The following is a 20,949-nucleotide window of genomic DNA, read 5'->3' on the forward strand; positions in this document are numbered from 1 at the left end:
TCTCTTGTGGAACAGGCATCTTGCCTGTTCCTAAGCAAGTAATTGAGAATGGTGCAACATCTCAGTTACATCCGTTACATCCGCTACAAAATCCGCTGCCGAACTTCCTACCATCGATAATACCGATAAGGATCATCCCCCTTCTCAAAATCCGTTCTGTAATCCCAGTGATAAAACTCCCGACTCGAACCATTAAACACAGATCCATCCGCCTTAAAACTCGCCCCTAAATTAGCCAAAATCTGAGCATTTGCCCTGGTTTGCCGCCAGCGAGTAAAACGCAAATAAGTCTTAGTATCAGCATTCAAACTGTCCGGTTCAATCTGAGAAAAAATCGCCACACCCTTGCCAACTTTTACCCGACTTAACAAACCGTCAGCGCCGATTTCTCCCCCAGACTTAATTAACCAAGTATCATAAAAAGAGCGCGATCGCAAATCTGAGGCACTAACCCCCTTCACCTCATCCCAACTCGGAACCGCCAGCGAACCCCCAAAATCCTGCGCTTGCTGCAAACCCACGCCCAAACCCGCAGCAGGCACTTGACGCGGCAAGAAAAACGCCTTCCCGCCAGCATTCAAATAACCGCGCAAATCTGCATCTTTCAGATTCGCTTCTCTCCCCACAATCACCAAACCAACATCATTAGAAAGCGAACTAGCGCGCTGATAAATTACCCCCAAACTGTCCAACTTTTGGGCATCTCCATCTCCCCCAATTAAAACCACTTTATCCGGCTTTCCAAGTACCGGAGAATTCATCCCGTAACTCACAATTTGTTGCACTAACTGCGCCGCCCCAGCATCTACAGAATAATGGTCTTCCAAATCCAACTCGTTTAAAATCAGCCGCCCTTTTCCGTAATCCAATTCCATCAGCGGCGAATAAGCTAAATCAAACTCAGATTCCAAAATAGGGCGCCAACCGCTGCGGTGCGGCTTCTCAATTGAAGCGCTACTGACACCGCCACGATTTCCCCAACGCCAGCCGTACCAAGGCGTATTTGCCGGACTCAATCTCGGCGCAGTTTTAATTGTATCTGGATAAGCTTCAACCAGCGTGCTTTCCCCCACCCAATCGCGCAAATCTTCACTGTCTAAACCGCTAATTGCCGGATGGTTGCTGTCAACTGGATAAGCGCGGCGGCTGACATGGCCGGCAACCCGGAAACCAGTATTTTCCAGCCAATCCCTGCGCTGAGGAAACACAATTGCTTTGCCGCCGTTTCGCACAAAATTTTCTAAACTTCCCGGCAAATTGTCCCCACTCGAAAACGCTTCCCTACCGATAATTAATAAGGATGAAACTTGCGAACCATTCCAAGGTACAAGCGGATGACCTAACTGTTTTAACATTGCCGATGTTTTGCCCGCTGGATCGAAAATTGTCAGCGTATCTTTGATGTTGGATTGTTTGGGAAAAACGCGGAAAGCAAATGTATCAGAATGCGATCGCACGCCCACCCGTGCAGTCAAGCGAATTTCGCCGTCAGCCTTGCTAGAAATGGTATTTGGCAAATTTACGTCAATTGGGAAAAAGAGCGTCTTTGCCGACTCAATAGTCCCTTTTTCCTCGCCTTTTTTTACTTCTTTCCCCCCCATCAAAACCCGCCAATTAAACGAAAATTCTTGCGCCGCCCGCGTATCGTTAATTAACACTACTTGCTTTGCCAGTTTTCCGCCCACAAACAAATTGTGATCTTTGGCAGTAAAAACCGGGCTAGCACCAGCAATCCAAGCCAAAGTCGAGCTATTATTATTCATAATTGCCTCGCCCCCAGGATGAACAATATAACCTTCTGGCTGGTAATAATTCAAAAGATTATTCGATACTTGCTTCAAATAAACTCCCCGGCGACCCGGTTGAAATGCCCCAATATCCACCTTTTTTCTGCCAGCTTCGGAAACTTCCCAACCATGTCCGTCATTCCAAGGAATCATCCCCCCAGACATTCCAAAAGTCCGCCAACTCCGCCAAGTATTTGTACTGAATAACTGCTGCAACTTTTGAAAAGCGGGTGCAAAATCTAACTCGTTTTTCAAATGCCAGCTTTGATACTCCTGACCCTTGACAAATTGCTGGCGAATTGTAGTTTTATAAGCGGCAGTTTCCAACTCGTAAGCCTGCTTGCCAAAATAAATTGCCGCAAACTCAGTCATCCAAGGTTCGCTGATAATTGCCTGACCAAAACCTTTGCGGGCCCGCATCATCGTTGCGTGCAGAGGAGTCCCAAACTCGACTGCCATGTAGGGTCTTTCCCCGGTTTTGCTCCACTCAGAAATCCACTCTTCCCGTTCTTGCAAGGGAATCATATTTAAATAAGAATTCAGCGCATAAACATCGCCGAAGTGTGCGCCTTGGTGTACCATCACAGGTCTGGTTTGGTCAGCCGATTTAATCGTCCCTAAAGCGTCATTTCCTAGGGGAGTGTTGACCCGCAAACGCTGGTTTTCCGACGGACTGAGAGTTCCTTCTACTTTACTTTTGCCGATGCGACGGGGATTTAGGTCGTCACCGTTGCCGAAAAAATTAGGACTTGTCGCCCACATTAATACTGATGGATGATTGCGGTAGCGGCGCATTTCAGTCACCATTCGGTCTTTCCAGCGGTTTTTCCACAGGGGATTCTTCCACTTGCCGTTCCAAGCGATAGGACTAATGTCTAAAGCGGGAGCCATAATGGGAAAACCTTTGAGGTCTGCTCTTTCGGAAAATAGCTCTCGGAAGTGCCATCTACCCCGTTCGTCGTGATTCCAAGGCCACATTTCTGTTATGTTAAAACCTGCTTTGACGTAGCCATCAATTAGGCTATCAGCAACTTCTACTCTCCCGCCTTGCCAAGTATCGGAGTGCAAGTTTGGTCGCAGCCGAAATTCAGTTCCGTTTAAGAAAAATTTGCGCCCTTCTATCCAAAATTCGCGGAAGCCAAAAGGTTGGTAGTATTGCGTGTCTATGCCGCTGCCTTTTACTTCTAATTGCAGGGTGTAAAGGTTTGGTTGCCCGACATCCCAAAGACGGGGATTTGGCCAATTCCACTGAACTTGTAGGGTTTGAATGGGTTTAGCTTGAACCTTGGCATTTGCGGTGAATTTTTGTTGTACTTTGCCTTTTTCGTCGAGCATTTGCGCGATTAATTCAACTTGACCGCTTTGGGCCACGTCTTTGAGCTCTACATCTAATTTAACTTGCTTTTTTCTGGTGGAAGTTTGGACGAATACGTCGCTAATCAGCGGGCCGGGGGGAAGGCTCAGAAGCCGTACCTCGCCGATGATTCCCCGCGATTGCAATTTGGATTTTTCTGTGTAGATTTCTGTGGGGCCCATGATGACGGCTTTTTCCTTTTCATCGGATGCTGCCACCACTAAAATAGATAGGGTGTTTTGACCTGGTTTTGCTACTTTGGTAATTTCAATAGTGCCGTAGGGCCAGGGGATTTCACCGCAGTTAATGCCGTTGACAAAGATGACTGCATCGGTGCTGACTCTGGCTAAGTCGAGAAAAATTCGGCGGTTTGTCCAGTCGCCGGGAATGTCTATATTTTTCTGATACCAAGCTTTTGATAATTGTTTACTGTTGAAGTTTTCCCACTCTTTGCCGCTGCCGCGAGTGATGATTCCGGGTACGGATTCGTTGTTTTCTTTTTGCCAGTCTCCGGGTACTTGGATGGAACCCCAACTTGGGGAGACGGGGGGGTTTTGGGGGTTGCCCACGGCGGGGACAAATTGCCAAGTTCCGTTGAGATAGATTTGGGATCGTTTGTTGTCGATCGCCCCGACGGCCGCGATGGTAAGATTGGGGAAGCCGATCGATATCGCTGAGTTGCTGGCGAAGTTAGGATTTTGCAGCGCGTAACCGACGAATCCAAAGACGGCTGCTGCTGCGAAAAATAATCCGATAATTTTGGCCAGCTTGTGATTCACTCGCTTATTACTCCCAGAAATTAGATAATCTAATTTGTCTCTTGATCTATGATAGCAGTTGCTTCAGCAGCAATCCCGCAGCCAATCTGTCTCTGGGAAGATGGCACAGAGCCGACAAATGTGGTTTTGTATAGAAAAAATAAATACTTAGTTTTAACTAAGTTTTAACAAGGTTGTTTCATCGACATAAGCAATAGTGCTATCGGCTAAACACTAAACAACACTGGACAAGCCGTGCATTTGGTGAGAGATAGCCAGTCTCAGCAAATAGCTACGTTACTCCGGTCAAGACACCAAAAAGTGCTTTCCAGCTTTTTGCTCTGTCGTTCAACTTTAAACATCTGTATTTAGCTAAGGAAGTGAGTTGAGCCAAACAAGCCGGAGTAACTTTGACGAGGAAAAAATTACCTGAGCAATCAGAGTTTTAAATAAGATGTCCAACTTTGTCTTTGTTATTGACACCAACAAACGCCCCCTTAATCCTGTTCATCCAGGGTTAGCTCGTTTACTTCTTACCCAAAGAAAAGCTGCCGTTTTTCGTCACTTTCCTTTTACGATCATCTTAAAAACTGTATCAGCAGAAATAACTCAGCCTATCCAGTTAAAAATAGACCCGGGATCTAAAACTACTGGCCTAGCATTACTCTCGAATGATGCGGTTATCTGGGGTGCTGAATTAACCCATCGTGGGCAAGCGATCAAAGATTCATTGGAATCCCGCAGAGCCATTCGTCGTAATCGGCGGCATCGTAAAACTCGTTATCGTCAACCACGATTTCTCAATAGAACCCGTAAAAAAGGCTGGTTAGCTCCGACGCTAGATCATCGAGTGAAAACTACTCTAACTTGGGTGAATAGGCTCATAAAGTGGGCGCCTATTACGGGTATTTCTCAGGAGTTAGTACGGTTTGATACGCAAGCTTTGATGAACCCGGAAATCAGTGGTACAGAGTATCAAAGAGGCGAGTTAGCAGGGTTTGAAGTCAAGGAATATTTGTTAGCAAAATGGGGAAGGAAATGCGCTTACTGTGGAGTAGAAAATACTCGGTTAGAAATTGAGCATATTTTGGCGTCGAGCAAAGGGGGGACAAATCGGGTTAGCAACCTTACCTTGGCTTGCCATGATTGCAACCAGAAAAAAGGAAATGACCCAATTGAGAAATTCCTAAGTAAGAAACCTGATGTTCTCAGGCGGATTTTAGCCGCTTCAAAATTACCATTAAAAGATGCTGCTGCGGTTAACTCTACCCGATGGTCATTGTATCAAAGGCTTAAAGAAACTGGATTGCCAGTCTCCCTTGGGACTGGTGGCCGAACCAAATTCAATCGCGTCAAATTAGGTGTTCAAAAGCGTCACTACTTAGACGCTGCTTGTGTTGGCGTGGTGGAAAAGTTGTCGATAAAAATTACCAAGCCCTTACTGATAACTGCAAAAGGATGGGAAACTCGCCGAATGTGCACGACTAACAAATATGGGTTTCCAATCAGACATCGTACTAGACAAAAAGCTTTTTTTGGCTTTCAAACTGGCGATATAATTCGTGCTATTTTGCCTACTGGGAAATTTGCCGGAACTCATGTTGGGCGCTTAAGTGTTCGCGCAACGGGGGTGTTTGAAATGGTTACACAGGTGGGCAAGGTTAGCCCAGTTAGGGCTAAATATTGCCTTGCGGTTCATAGAGTCGATGGATACAGTTATGCCGCATAATCCACTTTTGTCCACTGAATAAGCGATTAGATTTGATCCGATCGCGCCATCGCTACAGGTCAACAAAAATGACTCGGTTTCAGGTCTTGCCCTTACCCCTTAAATCTTACAGCATTGCTACATTTAGCGCCGGCACGGCTTTACTGCTGACAACTCTGTTACTGTTTTCCTTCCAGGCAGCTCCTGCAATCTTACTTTTGGTCGCTGCCGTTATCGCTTGGTATGCTGGCTTAAAGTCCGCAGAAGAAGAACTAGAAATAGAACGTAATATTATTTCAAAAGTAATTGACACGACAGCTTGCTTGATAGTAGTTCTCGACAGCCAAGGACGGATTGTCCGCTTTAACCAAGCTTGCGAAAAAACTACCGGCTACTCGACAGCAGAAGTTATCCATAAATATGTTTGGGATTTGTTCTTAATCCCCGAAGAAATAGAACCGGTTAAAACAGTTTTTGCCCAGCTAAAAGTAGAACATTTTAACAGCGAATATCAAAACTATTGGCGCAGTAAAGACGGATCGAAACGCTTAATTTCTTGGTCTAATACTGTGACGCTGAATGGCGAAGGTTTGGTCGAATATGTAATAGGAACTGGCATTGATATTACCGATCGCCAGGAAGCAGAAATAGCCCTGGCTTTATCCTACACTAAACTAGAAAGCCGCGTCAAAGAACGCACAGCAGAACTGACAGTAGCTAAAGAAGCGCTGCAAGCTCAAGAAGAACGATTTCGCTGTTTAAGTTCCTGTTCGCCTGTGGGCATTTTTATCGCAGATTGTGAGGGGCGCTATACCTATGCAAACCCACGCTGTCAGGCTATTTGTGGCTTGAGTTTGACAGAACTTTTAGGATACGGTTGGGAGAAGTGCATTCACCCGGAAGACTGCGATCGCGTATTGAGCCGATGGCTGGATTATACTCGGCAAGGTGGGGAATATGCGATCGAGTATCGCCTGCAAACACCAGAAGGGATTGTGCGCTGGATTAACGTTTGTGCCTCGCGGATGTTCTCGGACTCCGGCGAACTCATCGGATATGTGGGCACGGTGCGAGATGTCACCGAAAGACAACAAGCGCAAGCAGCATTGGCAAACAGCGAACAACAACTGAGAACGCTGCTAGAAAATACGCCAGATGTAATTATCCGCACTGACAAAGATCTGCGTTATATTTATGTCAATCAAGCAGTTGAAAGAAGCCAAGGAAAACCAATTTCATTCTTCCTGGGTAAAACCAGTCAAGAAATAGGAATACCGCCGGAACAGTGCCAGGTGTGGGATGAAACCCTGCACAAAGTGTTAGAAACCGGTTGCGAAGAAATTGTCGAATTTCAGGCTTTCTCAATCAACGGCATCCGAAGTTATCAATCCCGCGTAGTTCCCGAATTTGACAAAAACGGCGTACCAGAATCAGCCTTAATTGTTGCCCGCGATATTACAGAAATAAAACTTGCGGAAACTCAAAGATTGCAGTTAACAATCGAGCAAACAGCGAGGGAAAAAGCGCAAATAGAACAGCAGCGCTCGGCATTTTTAGCAGAAGTCAGCAAAATGCTGGCTGCTGCGTTTGACGGGGAAACGGTGCTGCAAAAGGTAGCAGAATTAGCAATAAATTCGATCGCCGACGGGTGCTGCATTCATTTGACCGAAAGCGACTCAAAAGTGCGTCTAGTCGCTGTGGCTCACGCAGAACCCTCCACGGTTGAGACTATTAATAACTTCACAATCCGAAGCCCGATCGCCGACAATGCTGTTAACGGCTATCCGCTGGTAATCCGCAGCGGAAAATCCGAATTAATTGCCGAAGTGGATGAGGAGATTTTAGCAGCAGGAGCCGAAAATGCAGCAGAATTGGAAATATTGCGTGAAGCGAAGCTATCCCGTAGGGAATCGCTCAATATCGGATCTCACGCTTGCGTACCACTGAGGGCTCGCGGGCGTGTAATGGGTTCCATCACTTGCTTTACCTCAAAGTTTGGCCGCCGCTACAGTGCAGAAGACATGGCAATGCTAGAAGATTTAGCATACCGCGTGGCGATCGCCCTAGACAACGCCCGACTTTACACTGAAGCGCAACAAGCACTATCTCAAACATCCGAATCCTTCGCCTTAATTGACTCGCTGTTAGAAGCATCTCCCCTAGCGATTTGCTTTATGGATCGCGAAATGCGCTTCATTCGTATCAATCAAGTATTAGCAGAACTCAACGGTTTGCCGATAGAACAGCATCTCGGCCAAGACTTCCGGCAATTGTTGCCAGAACATGCAGCCAAATTTGCGCCGATAATTCAGCAAGTTTTAGCAACCGGTCAGCCTGTTTTAAACTTAGAAATGAGCGGCGAACCTGATGGGAAACCGGGATATTTCGGTTACTGGCTAGCCAACTACTACCCAGTGAAAAATGAAAGAGAAGAAATAATCGGAGCCGGCCTAATTATTACAGATATTACCGCAGAAAAACAAACAGAATTAGCTTTGCGGGAAAGCGAAATGCGCTTCCGCAGTGTGGTAGAATCTAACATGATCGGCATCGGTTTCTGGGATGCCAACGGCGAAGTTACTGACGCTAACGACGCCTTGCTGGAAATGATCGGATATACAAGGGAAGACTTAGTTTCAGGACAGATCCGCTGGCTCGAACTCACCGCGCCGGAATATCTAGAACTCGATCGCATCGCCCTCGCACAAGTCGAAGCAGAAGGAAGTTGCGCGCCTTTTGAAAAAGAATATATCCGCAAAGACGGCACGCGCTTCCCAGTTTTAGTGGGCGGCGGAAACTTCCAAGGATGCCAAGACAAAGGAGCATTCTTCGTACTCGATATCACCGATCGCAAACAAGCCCAAAATCAACTTCGAGAAAACGAAATACGCATTCGCCGCCAACTAGCAGAACTCGACTTAGTTTACAAAACCACACCAGTCGGGCTGTGCTTTGTCGATACCAATTTGCGCTACATCCGCCTGAACGAATGCCTCGCTGCGATCAACGGCCGATCGATCGCAGAGCACATCGGGCGCACCGTTAGAGAAGTAATTCCCGAAATGGCCGATATGGTAGAGCAGATTTACCGCCAAGTGCTGGCGACGCAAACCCCCGTGCTCGACTTGGAAATTAAGGCCGAAACCAAGCAACAGCCGGGAGTTTTGCGGGATTGGCAAATCAGCTTTTACCCAGTGAGTGATGAATCAGGAACACTGCTGGGAGTCAGCACCGTGATTGCCGAAATTACCGATCGCAAACAAGCAAAACGGGTAATGCAGCAAAGCGAAGCCATATTCCGGCGGCTGTTCGAGTCAAATATTTTCGGAGTTGCGATCGGCGATTTTAGCGGCCGCATCGCCTACGCCAACCAATCCCTGCTCAACATGGTCGGCTACACCCGGTCAGACTTGCTCTCTGCTAAAATGCGGTGGGACAGAATGACCCCACCCGAATACCTGCACCTCGACGCCTTAGCGGCCCAAGAACTGCGGGCTCAGGGAGTCGCAACTCCTTTCAAGAAAGAGTATATCCGCAAAGATGGCAGCCGCGTGCCAATTCTGATGGGCGGGACGACCCTGTGCCCGGACGATCGCGAACCAGAGACGATCGTCGCATTCTACATCGACTTGACCGAGATCGCGCGGGTGGAAGCAGAACTCAAACACAATCAAGAACGGCTGCAAATCGCTCAGCAAGCAGGCAAAATCGGAACTTTTGAATGGAACGTCCAAACCAATGAGATCGCGGGGACGCCGGAATTAGAGGCTTTGTACGGGCTGCCTGCAGGCGGGATCGACAGCTATCAAAGTTGGGTGGAAAGGGTGCATCCAGACGATCGCGCTGTTACCGAACAGCAGGTGCAAGCTGCGGGGGCGTCCGGGGAGGAATTAAACATTGAGTTCCGCATCTGCCGCCCGGACAAAAGCGTGGGCTGGATTGCTTGCAGGGCTAAGGTATTTCAGGACGAGATCGGTTTGCCTGTGCGGATGATCGGGGTGAACGTCGATATCACCGATCGCAAACAAGCAGAAGCAGCGCGATCGCACCTCAATCAAACTTTAGAAGCCTTGATTCAGGCTTGTCCCCTAGCAATTACCGTTTTGGACTGCGACGACGGCACTGTGAAAATGTGGAACCCAGCCGCCGAGAGGATTTTTGGCTGGCCTGAATCAGAAGCGGTAGGTCAATTTGTGCCCAGCGTTCCCGCAGACAAGCGGGAAGAATTCACGGCTAATTTGAAAAAAATTCGCCAAGGAAAGGCGATCGCCGGCATGGAAACCTACCGCCAAAGGAAAGACGGCAGCTCGATCGACATCAGTTTGTGGGCAACTCCAGTCCGTGACAGCAACGGCAATATCAACTGTATGTCAATCATCGCCGACATCAGCGATCGCAAGCAAGTCGAGGCCCAACGCGCTCAGTTGCTCGAGCGCGAACAGGCCGCGCGGGCGGAAGCAGAAGCTATCAGCCGCCGGAAAGACGAGTTTCTAGACTCTCTTTCCCACGAATTGCGAACGCCTTTAAATGTGATTCAGGGGTGGACACAGATCCTGCGCGCCCACCCTTACAACCAAGATAAATTAGCTTGCGGTTTGGAAGCCATCGAGCGTCAGTCGAAGGTGCAGATCCAGCTAGTAGAAGATTTGCTCGACGTTTCCCGGATTATTCAAGGCAAGCTGGCCCTGAAACCCGGCTGGTTCTACATGGTAAGGACGATCGAGGCGGCTCATAATTCAGTTCGTTTGGCAGCCGAGGCCAAGTCTGTCACCGTTTCGTTAGAACTTGACCCCTCAGTCAGCTTGATGTGGGGCGACGCCCAGAGGTTGCAGCAGGTAGTGTGGAATTTGCTGACTAACGCCGTGAAGTTTACGCCTTCGGGGGGAAATGTGCAAGTGCGCTTGTCTGCGGTGGCTGTTAGCGATTCCTCATCACCCAATTACGTGCAAATTACTGTCAGCGATACCGGAAAGGGCATTCCTGCTGATTTTCTGCCCTACGTGTTCGATCGCTTCCGACAAGCAGACGCCTCGAAAACTAAGGCTGAGGGCGGTTTGGGACTGGGATTGGCGATCGTCGAGCACTTGGTGCAACTCCACGGAGGCACTGTGACTGCGGAAAGTCCCGGTAAAGACCAGGGTGCGACATTTACGGTGACACTGCCTTTCAAACAGCCTCGGAGTAAGATGGGGCAGTTGAGAGGAGTCGCCACCGGATATTTTAGTCAGTGATATCGCTATGCCCGTTGAGGACGGCTACTGGCTGATCAGCAAAGTGCGATCGTCCGCATCCGACAAAATCAAGCGCTTGCCGGCTGTGGCGCTGACAGCTTATGCTAGCGAAGAAGAGCGCGATCGGGCGATCGCCACTGGTTACAACTGATATCTTGCACCATTGTCAAGAACGGGCTCTCCGGCCCGTTCCACAAGAAAATTCACTCTTTGTGGAACAGGCATCTTGCCTGTTCCTAAACAAGTAATTGAGAATGGTGCAACATCTCAGTTACAACGAACACTTAACAAAGCCGATCGAACCCGCTCTCTTCGCCACCGTTTTAGCCAAGTTAGCAAATTTGCAGTAGGGCGATCGGGTTCGATGAACGCACAAATAATATCATTTCCGTTTGATTCAGATTTGTATGATGTTAAATCTTGTAGGAGCGGGTTCACCAATAATATCATTTCCGGTTACACCTCATTATGTTGCACGATTCTCAATTAGCCTTTTAGGAACAGGCTTTCCGGCCTGTTCCACAAGCAAATCTACTGTTTGTGGAACGGGCCGGAGAGCCCGTTCTTGAGAATGGTGCAACATATGAGTTACACCGGAATGATGTTCACAGTCAACAGTCAACAGTCAACAGTCAACAGTCAACAGTCAACTCGAATTTACTATTCCGATGCTAACGGATTTGATATAATAATTGCCCATAATCTACAATCTCATAAACCCGCCCCTGCTGGCTTTTAATTAACAACATGATTGCCGATACACACAAAGAAATTAGAAAAGTTATCACAGTTTTTGTAAGTAAAAATCAATCAAATGCCAAACAGCTAGAAACAGAAGTGACAGAAGCAAATTGAGAGCATCTCACTTTTGCCGCCAAGCTAGAAATTCGAGTTAGGAGTCAGGAGTCAGGAGCCAGGAGAAAAGAGGAAGAAGGAAGAAGGAAGAAGGAAGGAGCCAGAAGAAGTGTTTTTACAAATATGAGATGCTCCCAGCAAATTTTGACATCAGCGTCCAATCTTCGCTAGTAGTTGGGTATATTGAACCGCGCGGAAATTTTCACAGTTTTTAGGGCGAACCAATCGCTACAGCAGTTAAAATACGATCGCCAGCACAATTGGTTCACACCCATGCCCATGTATCCCTTCAGCCGCCCAGCCGCCAAACTTTTCAGCAAGCTTCCGCTGCGAATGGTTCTGATTGTTCCCTTTGTTTTGCAAACAGTCAGCGCCGTCGGGCTAGTGAGCTTTCTTTCTTTCAAAAGCGGTCAGGAATCAGTCGAGGATGTAGCGCATCAGCTAATCGAACAAGTAGGAGAGCGAATTAGCGATCGCCTCACCGATAATAATGGACTCTCGGCAATCAATGCCTTTTTGGCTAGGCTGCACTTCTCGGCGTCGGGACAAACTTTTATTATGGATCGATCGGGCAATCAGATTGCCACATCTACACTAGAAACACCCTTGGTGGCATCAGCAAAAAAGCAACCGACGCCATTGCTAGCCACCAACAGCAAGGATGCCCGAACGCGAGATATTGCTCGACAACTCGCCAACCGCTTTGGCAACTTCCGCACCCTGCAAACAACTCAGCGATTTACGCTGGCGAGCAAGGGCGATAGGCAGTTTGTCCGCGTCACTCCCTATCGAGATGTCCGTGGTTTGGATTGGTTGATTGTGGTGGTGGTGCCAGAGTCGGATTTCATGGCTCCGATTCAAGCAAATACGCGCAATACATTGTGGTTATTGACGGGTACACTGCCGCTGGGAATCGCGATCGGATTTTTGACTTCCCGTTGGGTAACAAAGCCAATTATGCGCTTGAATACCGCCGCCAAAAAAGTTGCAAAAGGCGAATGGGATCAACCTTTAGAAATTAGACGCTTCGATGAAGTCGGAGAACTCGCCAATTCCTTCAATTTTATGGCAGCGCAACTGCAACAGGCTTTTGCAGACCAAAAATCTTTAAATGAAGCTTTAGCGCAGAGCGAGAGCCAACTCCAGCAATTTATCGAAGCCATACCTGCGGGAGTATCTATCCACGATGTGTCGGGTAAAGTCGTGTACTTCAACGAAACTGCCAAGCATTGGCTCGGCGTAGAAACTATCCCCGATGCGACTTTAGAAGAAGCAGTAGAAGTTTATCAACTGTACCGCCAAAACCAGCCGTATCCAATTGAAGAACTGCCTGCATTCCGAGCACTGCGCGGCGAAACGGTATTCCTTGAAGATATAGAACTTTATCGAGATGGGAAATTTATTCCTTTTGAGGTGCGCGCCACACCAATTTTTGACGAAGGCGGAAATATTATTTATGCCATCACTATTTTTTCTAACATCGCACAGCGCAAACAAGCTGAAAAAATATTAACTGACTACAATCACACTTTAGCCGCCGAAGTTGCCGAACGTACCGGCGCCTTAGCTCGTGCTAACGAACTATTACAAGATGAAATTGCCAATCGCCAATTGCTCGAACAAAAACTTTACACTTCTGCCGAGGAAATTGTAAAAATATTTGAGTCGATAACCGATGTTGTATTGATATTTAACCAGACCGAAAAAAGTATCCAGATTATACCGACAAAGGGGATTTATCAATACAACTATCAGACGAATCAGATCGACTCCATCATCGAACAATTATTTCACGAGGAAAACGAGGAGATTTATTTCGCTCAAGTTCAACAGGCATTGGAAACCCAACAAACTATTAGTTTTGATTACAGGATGCAGATTAATAACCAAGAAGTTTGGTTTGCTGCTAAAATTTCGCCACTGTCCGATAGCTCCGCTGTTTGGGTAGCCCGCGACATTAGCGATCGCCAGTTGGCTGAATCCCGACTGCTGGAAGCCCAAAAAATTGCCCGTATTGGCAGTTGGGAACACGATATCGCCACAGCAACAACCACTTGGAGTGAAGAACTCTATCGCATTTATGAGCTCGATCCTACTCAAAAACCGCTGCCAAACGAACAATTAATCGAGCGTTTTCATCCTGAAGATCGATCGCGCTATCTGACAATGGTGCGCGATCAAGCTATGTCCGGGCAAAGCTTTGAAATAGATCTGCGGCTGCTCCGAAGAGATGGCTCGATCAGTTACATTGAAGTTCGAGGGAAACCTGTTTATGATGAAAAAGGGCATTTGCTCCGTTTGTTCGGCACTGTCTTGGATATTAGCGATCGCAAACAAGCCGAGTCAGCTTTGCGAGAAAGCGCCCAGGGAGAACAAGCCATCGCCCGCAGCATCGATCGCATCCGTCAATCCTTAGATATTGACACAATATTCAAAACCACAACCTCTGAACTGCGACAAACCCTAAAATGCGATCGTGTCGGTATCTATCGCTTTAATCCTGATTGGAGCGGGGAATTTGTTGCCGAATCAATGGCTGCCGGCTGGAAGTCTCTGATCCCACAAGCCGACGATTTTAATGTGCCAAACACTCTAGTCGAAGACTCTCGCTGTACCGTGAAAACTATGCAAGCCTCCGGTGAACCAGTGCTGGATACCTATCTACAAAGAAATCAAGGTGGTATGTATGCTAGAGGCGTTCCTTACCGCATCATTGAAGACATATACACCGCTGGGTTGAGTCCTTGTTACCTAGAACTGTTAAAACAATTTCAAGCTAGAGCCTACGTTATTTTCCCCATATTTTGCGGCAGCCAACTTTGGGGTTTGCTCGCCAGCTATCAAAATTCTGTACCCCGCACTTGGCGCGAAGCAGAAATCAATATTGGGCTGCAAATTAGCACTCAACTAGGAGTCGCCTTACAACAAGCTCAATTGCTCGAAGCGACTCAACAGCAAGCAGTACAGCTCCAACAAGCCGCCTGGGCTGCAGAAGCCGCCAACCTTGCCAAAAGCACTTTCCTGGCAAATATGAGCCACGAACTCCGCACCCCGCTAAACGCAATTCTGGGATTCTCCCAATTGATGCAGCGCTCTACCAACCTCACTCGCGAACAACAGGAAAATATCCGCATTATCAACCGTAGCGGAGAACACTTGCTCGCTCTGATCAATCAAATATTAGATTTAGCCAAAATAGAGGCGGGACGCATTACAATCAACCCAACAGACTTTCAATTAAGCAGCCTGTTGAACGATCTGGAAGAGATGTTTCAACTCCAGGCAATGGAGCAACAATTGCAGTTAATATTTGACTGCTCTAGCGAAACTCCCGAATACATACGAACCGATCAAATGAAGTTGCGCCAAGTTTTAATCAATCTGCTTTCTAACGCCATTAAATTTACGAAACAAGGAGTAATTAGGTTAAGAGTAAGTGCGGTGACTGAGAGTGAAAATCAGCAATTACCCATCAGTAATTACCAATTACATTTTGAAATAGAAGACACGGGTGCCGGCATAGCTGCTGATGAGTTAGATAAGCTTTTTCAAGCCTTTGTGCAAACCAAAACAGGAACAAAATCTCAGCAAGGAACAGGCTTGGGGCTGGCTATCAGCCAACAGTTTATCAAGCTGATGGGCAGCATCATTACTGTACGCAGTGAAGTAGGACGCGGCACCACCTTCGCGTTTGATATCCCCGTCACCGCCGTTGATGCCCCCCCGACTCAACCCGTACAGCCACCGCGTCGGGTGATAGCGCTGGAACGCAATCAGCCGCGCTATCGTATTTTGATTGTGGACGATCGAGCGGACAACCGCCAACTGCTGATCAAACTCCTCGCTGGCTTTAACTTTGAACTCGAAGAAGCCAGCAATGGTATGGAAGCTATTGAAATGTGGTCGAGTTTTGAGCCACACTTAATTTTTATGGATATGTGGATGCCCGTGATGGATGGACATGAAGCGACCAAACGCATTAAAGCCACCGTTAAAGGTCAAGCTACGGCAATTATTGCCGTGAGTGCCGGTAACGCCAAGGAAGCGAAAACCGTTACTGTATCAGATGATTGCGATGACTTTATCCACAAACCCTTTCGAGATACAGAAATTTTTGCCACCCTGCACAAACATCTGGGAGTGCGTTACATTTACGGTGAACCGGAGAGTGTTCCCGAGTCAACTCAAATTGAGGCTCCGACTCCAGAGAGTCTGGCAGCTTTACCCGCAGATTGGCTGGCAGCTTTAGAGAAAGCGACAATTGAGTGCGATTTAGAGTTAATTCTGATCCACATTGAGCAAATTCGCGATCGCAATGACGCTTTAGCTAGCGCTCTAGCCGCATTAGCTAACGAGTTTCAGTTCAATCAAATACTAGCTCTTATCCATCCCGAAACGAAAGAGAATTGATATTATACCCGGTTCGTAGTGAGTACGATCGTCCTCATAAAACCCCATCGGGCGATCGTACTCACTACAACCTATAAAGGTTATTTTACAGCACTAGATATGAATTACGAATCAACTCCCGTCATAAAAGGGAATATTTTAATTGTTGATGATATTCCGGCTAATTTGCAACTTTTAGCTCAAATACTCTCGCAGCAAGGGTACAAAACACGCACCGCACCCGACGGCAAACTAGCGCTGCGGTCGATCGAATTAACTCCTCCTGACTTGATTTTGCTCGACATCATGATGCCCGGTATGGACGGCTACAAAGTCTGCCAAGCATTGAAAGCTTCTCCCACAACCAAGGACATTCCAATTATTTTTATCAGTGCTTTGAATGAAGTATTAGATAAAATCAAAGCCTTTGAAGTTGGTGGTATAGATTATATCACAAAACCATTTCACGAACAAGAAGTTATCGCCCGCGTCTCAAATCAACTCGTGCAGCGCCAGTTGTTCCAGCAAACACAATCCTATGCCAAGCAACTCGAACAAAGCGTAACTGAACTAAAGAAAACTCAAGCTCAGTTAATACAGAAGGAAAAAATGGCTTCTTTAGGTCAGCTAGCGGCAGGAATTGCTCACGAAATCAACAATCCCGTCAGCTTTATCTACGGTAATATTGCTCTAGCGGCGGACTATGCACGAGATTTGCTTCGCCTCCTCGAATTGTACCGACATTACTACCCGCACCCCGTTGCAGAAATTATCAGCGAATTAGATGAGGTTCAACCCGAATTCATCGCAGAGGATTATCCAAAACTGCTGAAGTCGATGACAGAGGGTGCTTCTCGGATTAGCGAAATTGTGATGTCTTTGCGGAACTTCACCCGCCTTGGCGAACAAAAGTACAAGCGAGTCGATATTCATGAAGGCATTGACAATACTTTAGTTATTTTGCAACATCGGCTAAAGGGAACAAACAAAGCTGGTGAGATAGAGGTTATTAAAAACTACAGCCCACTGCCCAGAGTCACCTGTTACGCCAGTGAGTTAAATCAGGTGTTCATGAACCTGTTAACTAATGCTATTGATGCCCTGGAAAATCAACCGTCTCCCCGAAAAATTACCATCAGCACTTCCGTAAGTTGTGAGTCAGAATCGGCCCTGCACAATCAAGATTCAAAATTAGCCACTCACAACTATAAATCCGTTGTTATTCACATTGCCGATAACGGTTGTGGGATGAGTGAGGAAGTGCGCCACCAGATATTTGACCCATTTTTTACTACGAAGCCTGTAGGCCGCGGTACTGGATTAGGGTTGGCAATCAGTCACGATATTGTAGTGGAAAAACATCGAGGTCAAATCAGTTGTATTTCTGCTCCGGGTCGAGGAACCAAGTTAATTGTGCAGATTCCGATATCTGTTAAATTTTAACTGTTAAAATGTTAACAGACGGAGATGATATATCAGAGACATTGTAGCCGAGCATCTGTAGGGAGACTGCATTGCCGTGTCCGGCGCGGAGATTATGGAAACGGCAATGCCTTGTCCCGCACGGAAATTATGGACAGAGCAAGGGCATTTCCCTACGGTTCATAGTAAGGACTATGGTATTTACTTTAAATCCAGCAATCCGCTAGTTTTCAGCTTGGGATTAAACCGGATTTCTTCAGTTACGCCGCGAGCTTTCAGCAGCGCGAAAATTTCATTTTCCACGCGCCGTGCGACATTTTTTAACAATTTATCTTTGGCAATTTCATCGGCGAAGATACCTTCATAATTTGCCGTTTCTTGGGCAGTCATCACAGTTTTGGTGTCGATGGGATCATTCCACTTGGCAGCATCAGCACCGTTACCCTGGGGTTGGGAACCGTTTTCGGCAATCCAACTTGATCGGATGCTTTCTAGAATAGTGCGGCTGGGCTTGTCAATAGTTTGGACTTTCAGCCAGTAGCAATACTGGGTTTGGCGTACCAAATGCTGTTTGAGGCTGAGGTAAATGTCGCGAGAATAGCCTACAAATTGCAGCACTTTCTCGCTGTCAAAAATCGCGTAAACGCCAATTTTTCCCTGGACAAAATCGGGCAATTTTCCCTCGGAGTCTATGTAGGGAATGAATTCTAAGCTGGCGAGAGATTGAATGTCTTCTGTCATCCGATTTTAGATTTTAGATTTTAGATTTTAGATTTTAGATTAAACCACAGATTAACCAGCCTTTACCTCAGTCTTAAAAACTCGATAAATGGCACAGAGGCGGCTGGGTTTAAATATTTTGGCTTGGAACATGAAATTAGGCGGGACGTTGACGATCGCAAAATCGCTCGATTGATGATACTTTTCAAATTCCGCAGGCATTCCCTTCGGCGTCTCGCTGCTGTAAGGGACTGGCTGGAAAAGTAACTCGGCAAACTCAATGCGCGAGCATTGCAATTGTAGCGCTATTTGTTTGACAAAGCTTTCACCGGTTAATAAACCGAACAGTGCAGTTTTAGTATCGGGTTCGAGGACAAAACTGCTATCGTAGCTTTCAATAATCTTAAGACCCATTTTCTGTATACTCCTGACAGACGGCGGTGAATGGTTATTGGTTAACTGTTGAGCGATCGACTTAATCCTGAATTTTACCTGAGACTGAGCGTTTTAAACGCAGAACGTATTCGGCACGAGGTCAATCGATTTTAGATTTTAGATTTTAGATTTTAGATTAAAGGATTGAAGCATTGACCCTACGGATAAATTCTGGGGGCAAGTTTCATCGGATACAGGTTTTTTATTTCTGGACGGATGAATCCGGCGGCTTGTATCCTGGATGCTTTCGGTCAATGAAAATACCACAATCCCGAAATTTTGACAAATAGGCCTGATTTATTTGCCGATCGCTTTTATCATGTCGGTATCGCCATCTATCCGACTACGACTAAAAGGCTATGCAGAAGATTGAAAAAGCATCATTCCCAGCTTCCAGAAGTGCCCCGAACCAGCCGGACTGGCTAGAATTGGCAGAATACGCCTCTGTTGCTGGTTCAGCGATGGGCACGATTGCTGCTGTATTGTCGGGCCAAATTCTCTACGCTGCCGCCCCCTTAACTGCAGCACTCTCGCTAAATCTCGCCAATCGCCAGCGTTTCGAGCAACAAATGCAACAAAAGGCAAATTCTGCGATTACGGACGTACAGGCCGCAGCAGAACGTCGCTCGCAGCAAGTTCAGATACTACCTGGAGAACCTGCGGAACTCTACACCGCCGTCTCCGACTTGCAGCAAAAACTCCTCGGCTTGGAATCCGGCGTCATTGCCGAGGTACAAGCTGCCGTAGCCTCCCTCGAACGCCAAGCCCAGGCGCTGCCTGCAGATTCTCAGGATTTCAACACGCAACTGTCGGATTTGCAGCAGAAAGTCCGCATTTTGGAAACTAGCGCCCTGAGAGAGCATGATTGGGAAAATGTCAACGTCCGATTTTTATTGATGGGCGAAAAGTTAACTGAAGTTAAAACTATTACGGCTCAGTTGCAGGAGCGATCGAACGAAGTAGACTTGGATACAATCCAAGGTTCTCTAAAGCAATTGCAGGACTTGCTCGATCGACCCACAATAGACACAGGGATGCTGCAAACCGAGATTCAGCATTTGCAGCAGCAAGTTTCCGAATTGCAGCGACAAAATCAAGAAATTGTCAAGCCTTATTTACAGCGTCTGACTCGCGCCGTGAAGAAACTTAGTCAGTAGTCAGTAGTCAGTAGTCAGTAGTCAGTAGTAATTAGTTAGTAGTCAACTGTCAACTGTCAACTGTCAACTTCAACTGTCAACTGTCATTGTAGCCTTAACCTTGTTCCCAGGCTCTGCCTGGGAATACATACCCGGAGGCTCTGCCTCAATTACCAATTACCCGTTAATAAATTTTTGCCAAGCTTGCCAGAAAACATAAATCGATAAGATTGCCAAGAGCGATCGAAAAGCTAAACTAACTATACGATCGGGCAATCTCGGCAAAAACCGCGTGCTCACCTGCGCGCCCAACAAACCGCCGCCGCCAAGAATTAACCCCACAACCCACAAAACATTCCCGCGCGCCGCGTGTCCCGCCGTCGCCGAAATTGCCGTGATGACGATGACGCCCAAGCTGGTTTGAATTGCGGTTTTAATGCTTTCTCCTAACAGCAAAATTTGCAGGGGAACCATAATTACGCCGCCGCCTACGCCGAACAAACCCGCTAATAAACCCGCCGCACTGCCGGTAGCAATTTTAGCAAAAGTTGGATGGAATAAAATATTTGAATTATTGGGTAATTCGTGATTGGTAATTGGTAATTGAGCATTTTCTCCTTGTCCCGCTTGTCCTCCCAGTTCCCCTTGTTCTAGTTCCGCTTTCTTCTTAGCTGTCAGGTGCTTGCGAACTTCAATCAAATAAATATTCAGCCACAGCAACAACCCAAAAGTAAGCAACAGCAAGTAAGGCGGAAATATCCCCGCCAAATAAGCACCGATTTGTGCTGTGATGACGGCTGGAAATCCGATGCCTGCGACTTGGCTCAAGTTGAGGTAGCCCATGCGCCAATTCTGGATGCTGCCAGAAATAGCTGTAATCACGATCGACAAACCGCTAGTAGCAACCGCTTGCACCGGAGCGTAATTGAGAGCCACCAACAAAGGCACCAGCACCGTACCGCCGCCGATACCCAAAAATCCAGCTAGAATGCCCGCAAAAATTCCCGCCGCACCCAACATCAATAATTCACTGATACTCATTAGTCATTAGTCATTAGTCAGTAGTCAGTAGTCATTAGTCAGTAGTCATTAGTCAGTAGTCATTAGTCAGTAGTCAGTAGTCAGTAGTCAACAATCAACAGTCAACAATCAAC

At 47.0% G+C, this 20,949-nt stretch carries 10 protein-coding genes; 6 read left to right on the plus strand and 4 right to left on the minus strand.

Annotation, left to right across the window (positions count from 1 at the left end):
* Positions 1–107: 107 nt before the first annotated feature.
* Positions 108–3,920, minus strand: a complete 3,813-nt coding sequence (locus QUB11_RS11695; protein ID WP_333202959.1) for a sugar-binding domain-containing protein — start codon at positions 3,918–3,920, stop codon at positions 108–110.
* Between the two features lie 433 nt (positions 3,921–4,353).
* Here QUB11_RS11695 and iscB point away from each other — a divergent pair, with 433 nt between their 5' ends.
* The 5 genes from iscB to QUB11_RS11720 all read left to right on the plus strand — a co-directional run bounded on the left by iscB (position 4,354) and on the right by QUB11_RS11720 (position 17,525).
* Positions 4,354–5,628, plus strand: a complete 1,275-nt coding sequence (iscB, locus tag QUB11_RS11700; RefSeq protein WP_333202961.1) for an RNA-guided endonuclease IscB — start codon at positions 4,354–4,356, stop codon at positions 5,626–5,628.
* 68 nt (positions 5,629–5,696) lie between these two features.
* A complete protein-coding gene (locus QUB11_RS11705; RefSeq protein ID WP_333390598.1) occupies positions 5,697–10,838 on the plus strand; it encodes a PAS domain S-box protein in 5,142 nt (1,713 codons plus the stop codon).
* A gap of 7 nt (positions 10,839–10,845) precedes the next feature.
* The gene (locus tag QUB11_RS11710; RefSeq protein WP_333202965.1) at positions 10,846–10,989 is read left to right on the plus strand and encodes a hypothetical protein; all 144 of its coding nucleotides are present in this window, start codon (positions 10,846–10,848) and stop codon (positions 10,987–10,989) included.
* A gap of 887 nt (positions 10,990–11,876) precedes the next feature.
* Positions 11,877–16,103: an ATP-binding protein gene (locus QUB11_RS11715; protein ID WP_445300765.1), complete on the plus strand. Its 4,227-nt coding sequence runs from the start codon at positions 11,877–11,879 to the stop codon at positions 16,101–16,103.
* 99 nt (positions 16,104–16,202) lie between these two features.
* Positions 16,203–17,525, plus strand: a complete 1,323-nt coding sequence (locus QUB11_RS11720; protein WP_333202985.1) for a response regulator — start codon at positions 16,203–16,205, stop codon at positions 17,523–17,525.
* A 180-nt stretch (positions 17,526–17,705) separates the two neighbouring features.
* Here the strand turns inward: QUB11_RS11720 and QUB11_RS11725 are convergent, their stop codons facing one another.
* Positions 17,706–18,245 (minus strand): GIY-YIG nuclease family protein, encoded by a 540-nt coding sequence (locus QUB11_RS11725; protein WP_333202972.1) that lies wholly within the window; start codon positions 18,243–18,245, stop codon positions 17,706–17,708.
* 51 nt (positions 18,246–18,296) lie between these two features.
* Positions 18,297–18,638 carry a hypothetical protein gene (locus QUB11_RS11730; RefSeq protein WP_333202974.1) on the minus strand — a complete coding sequence of 114 codons (342 nt, stop codon included), beginning with the start codon at positions 18,636–18,638 and terminating at the stop codon, positions 18,297–18,299.
* Positions 18,639–19,018: 380 nt separating this feature from the next.
* Between QUB11_RS11730 and QUB11_RS11735 the strand changes: the two genes are divergently transcribed.
* Complete coding sequence (locus tag QUB11_RS11735; RefSeq protein ID WP_333202976.1) at positions 19,019–19,816, plus strand: hypothetical protein; 798 nt, start codon at positions 19,019–19,021, stop codon at positions 19,814–19,816.
* A 156-nt stretch (positions 19,817–19,972) separates the two neighbouring features.
* On the opposite strand, the gene QUB11_RS11740 is transcribed toward QUB11_RS11735, so the two are convergent.
* Positions 19,973–20,836 (minus strand): sulfite exporter TauE/SafE family protein, encoded by an 864-nt coding sequence (locus tag QUB11_RS11740; protein WP_333202978.1) that lies wholly within the window; start codon positions 20,834–20,836, stop codon positions 19,973–19,975.
* Positions 20,837–20,949 lie beyond the last annotated feature (113 nt).

The sequence above is a fragment of the Microcoleus sp. B6-A1 genome (assembly GCF_036705085.1).
Lineage (GTDB): Bacteria > Cyanobacteriota > Cyanobacteriia > Cyanobacteriales > Microcoleaceae > Microcoleus.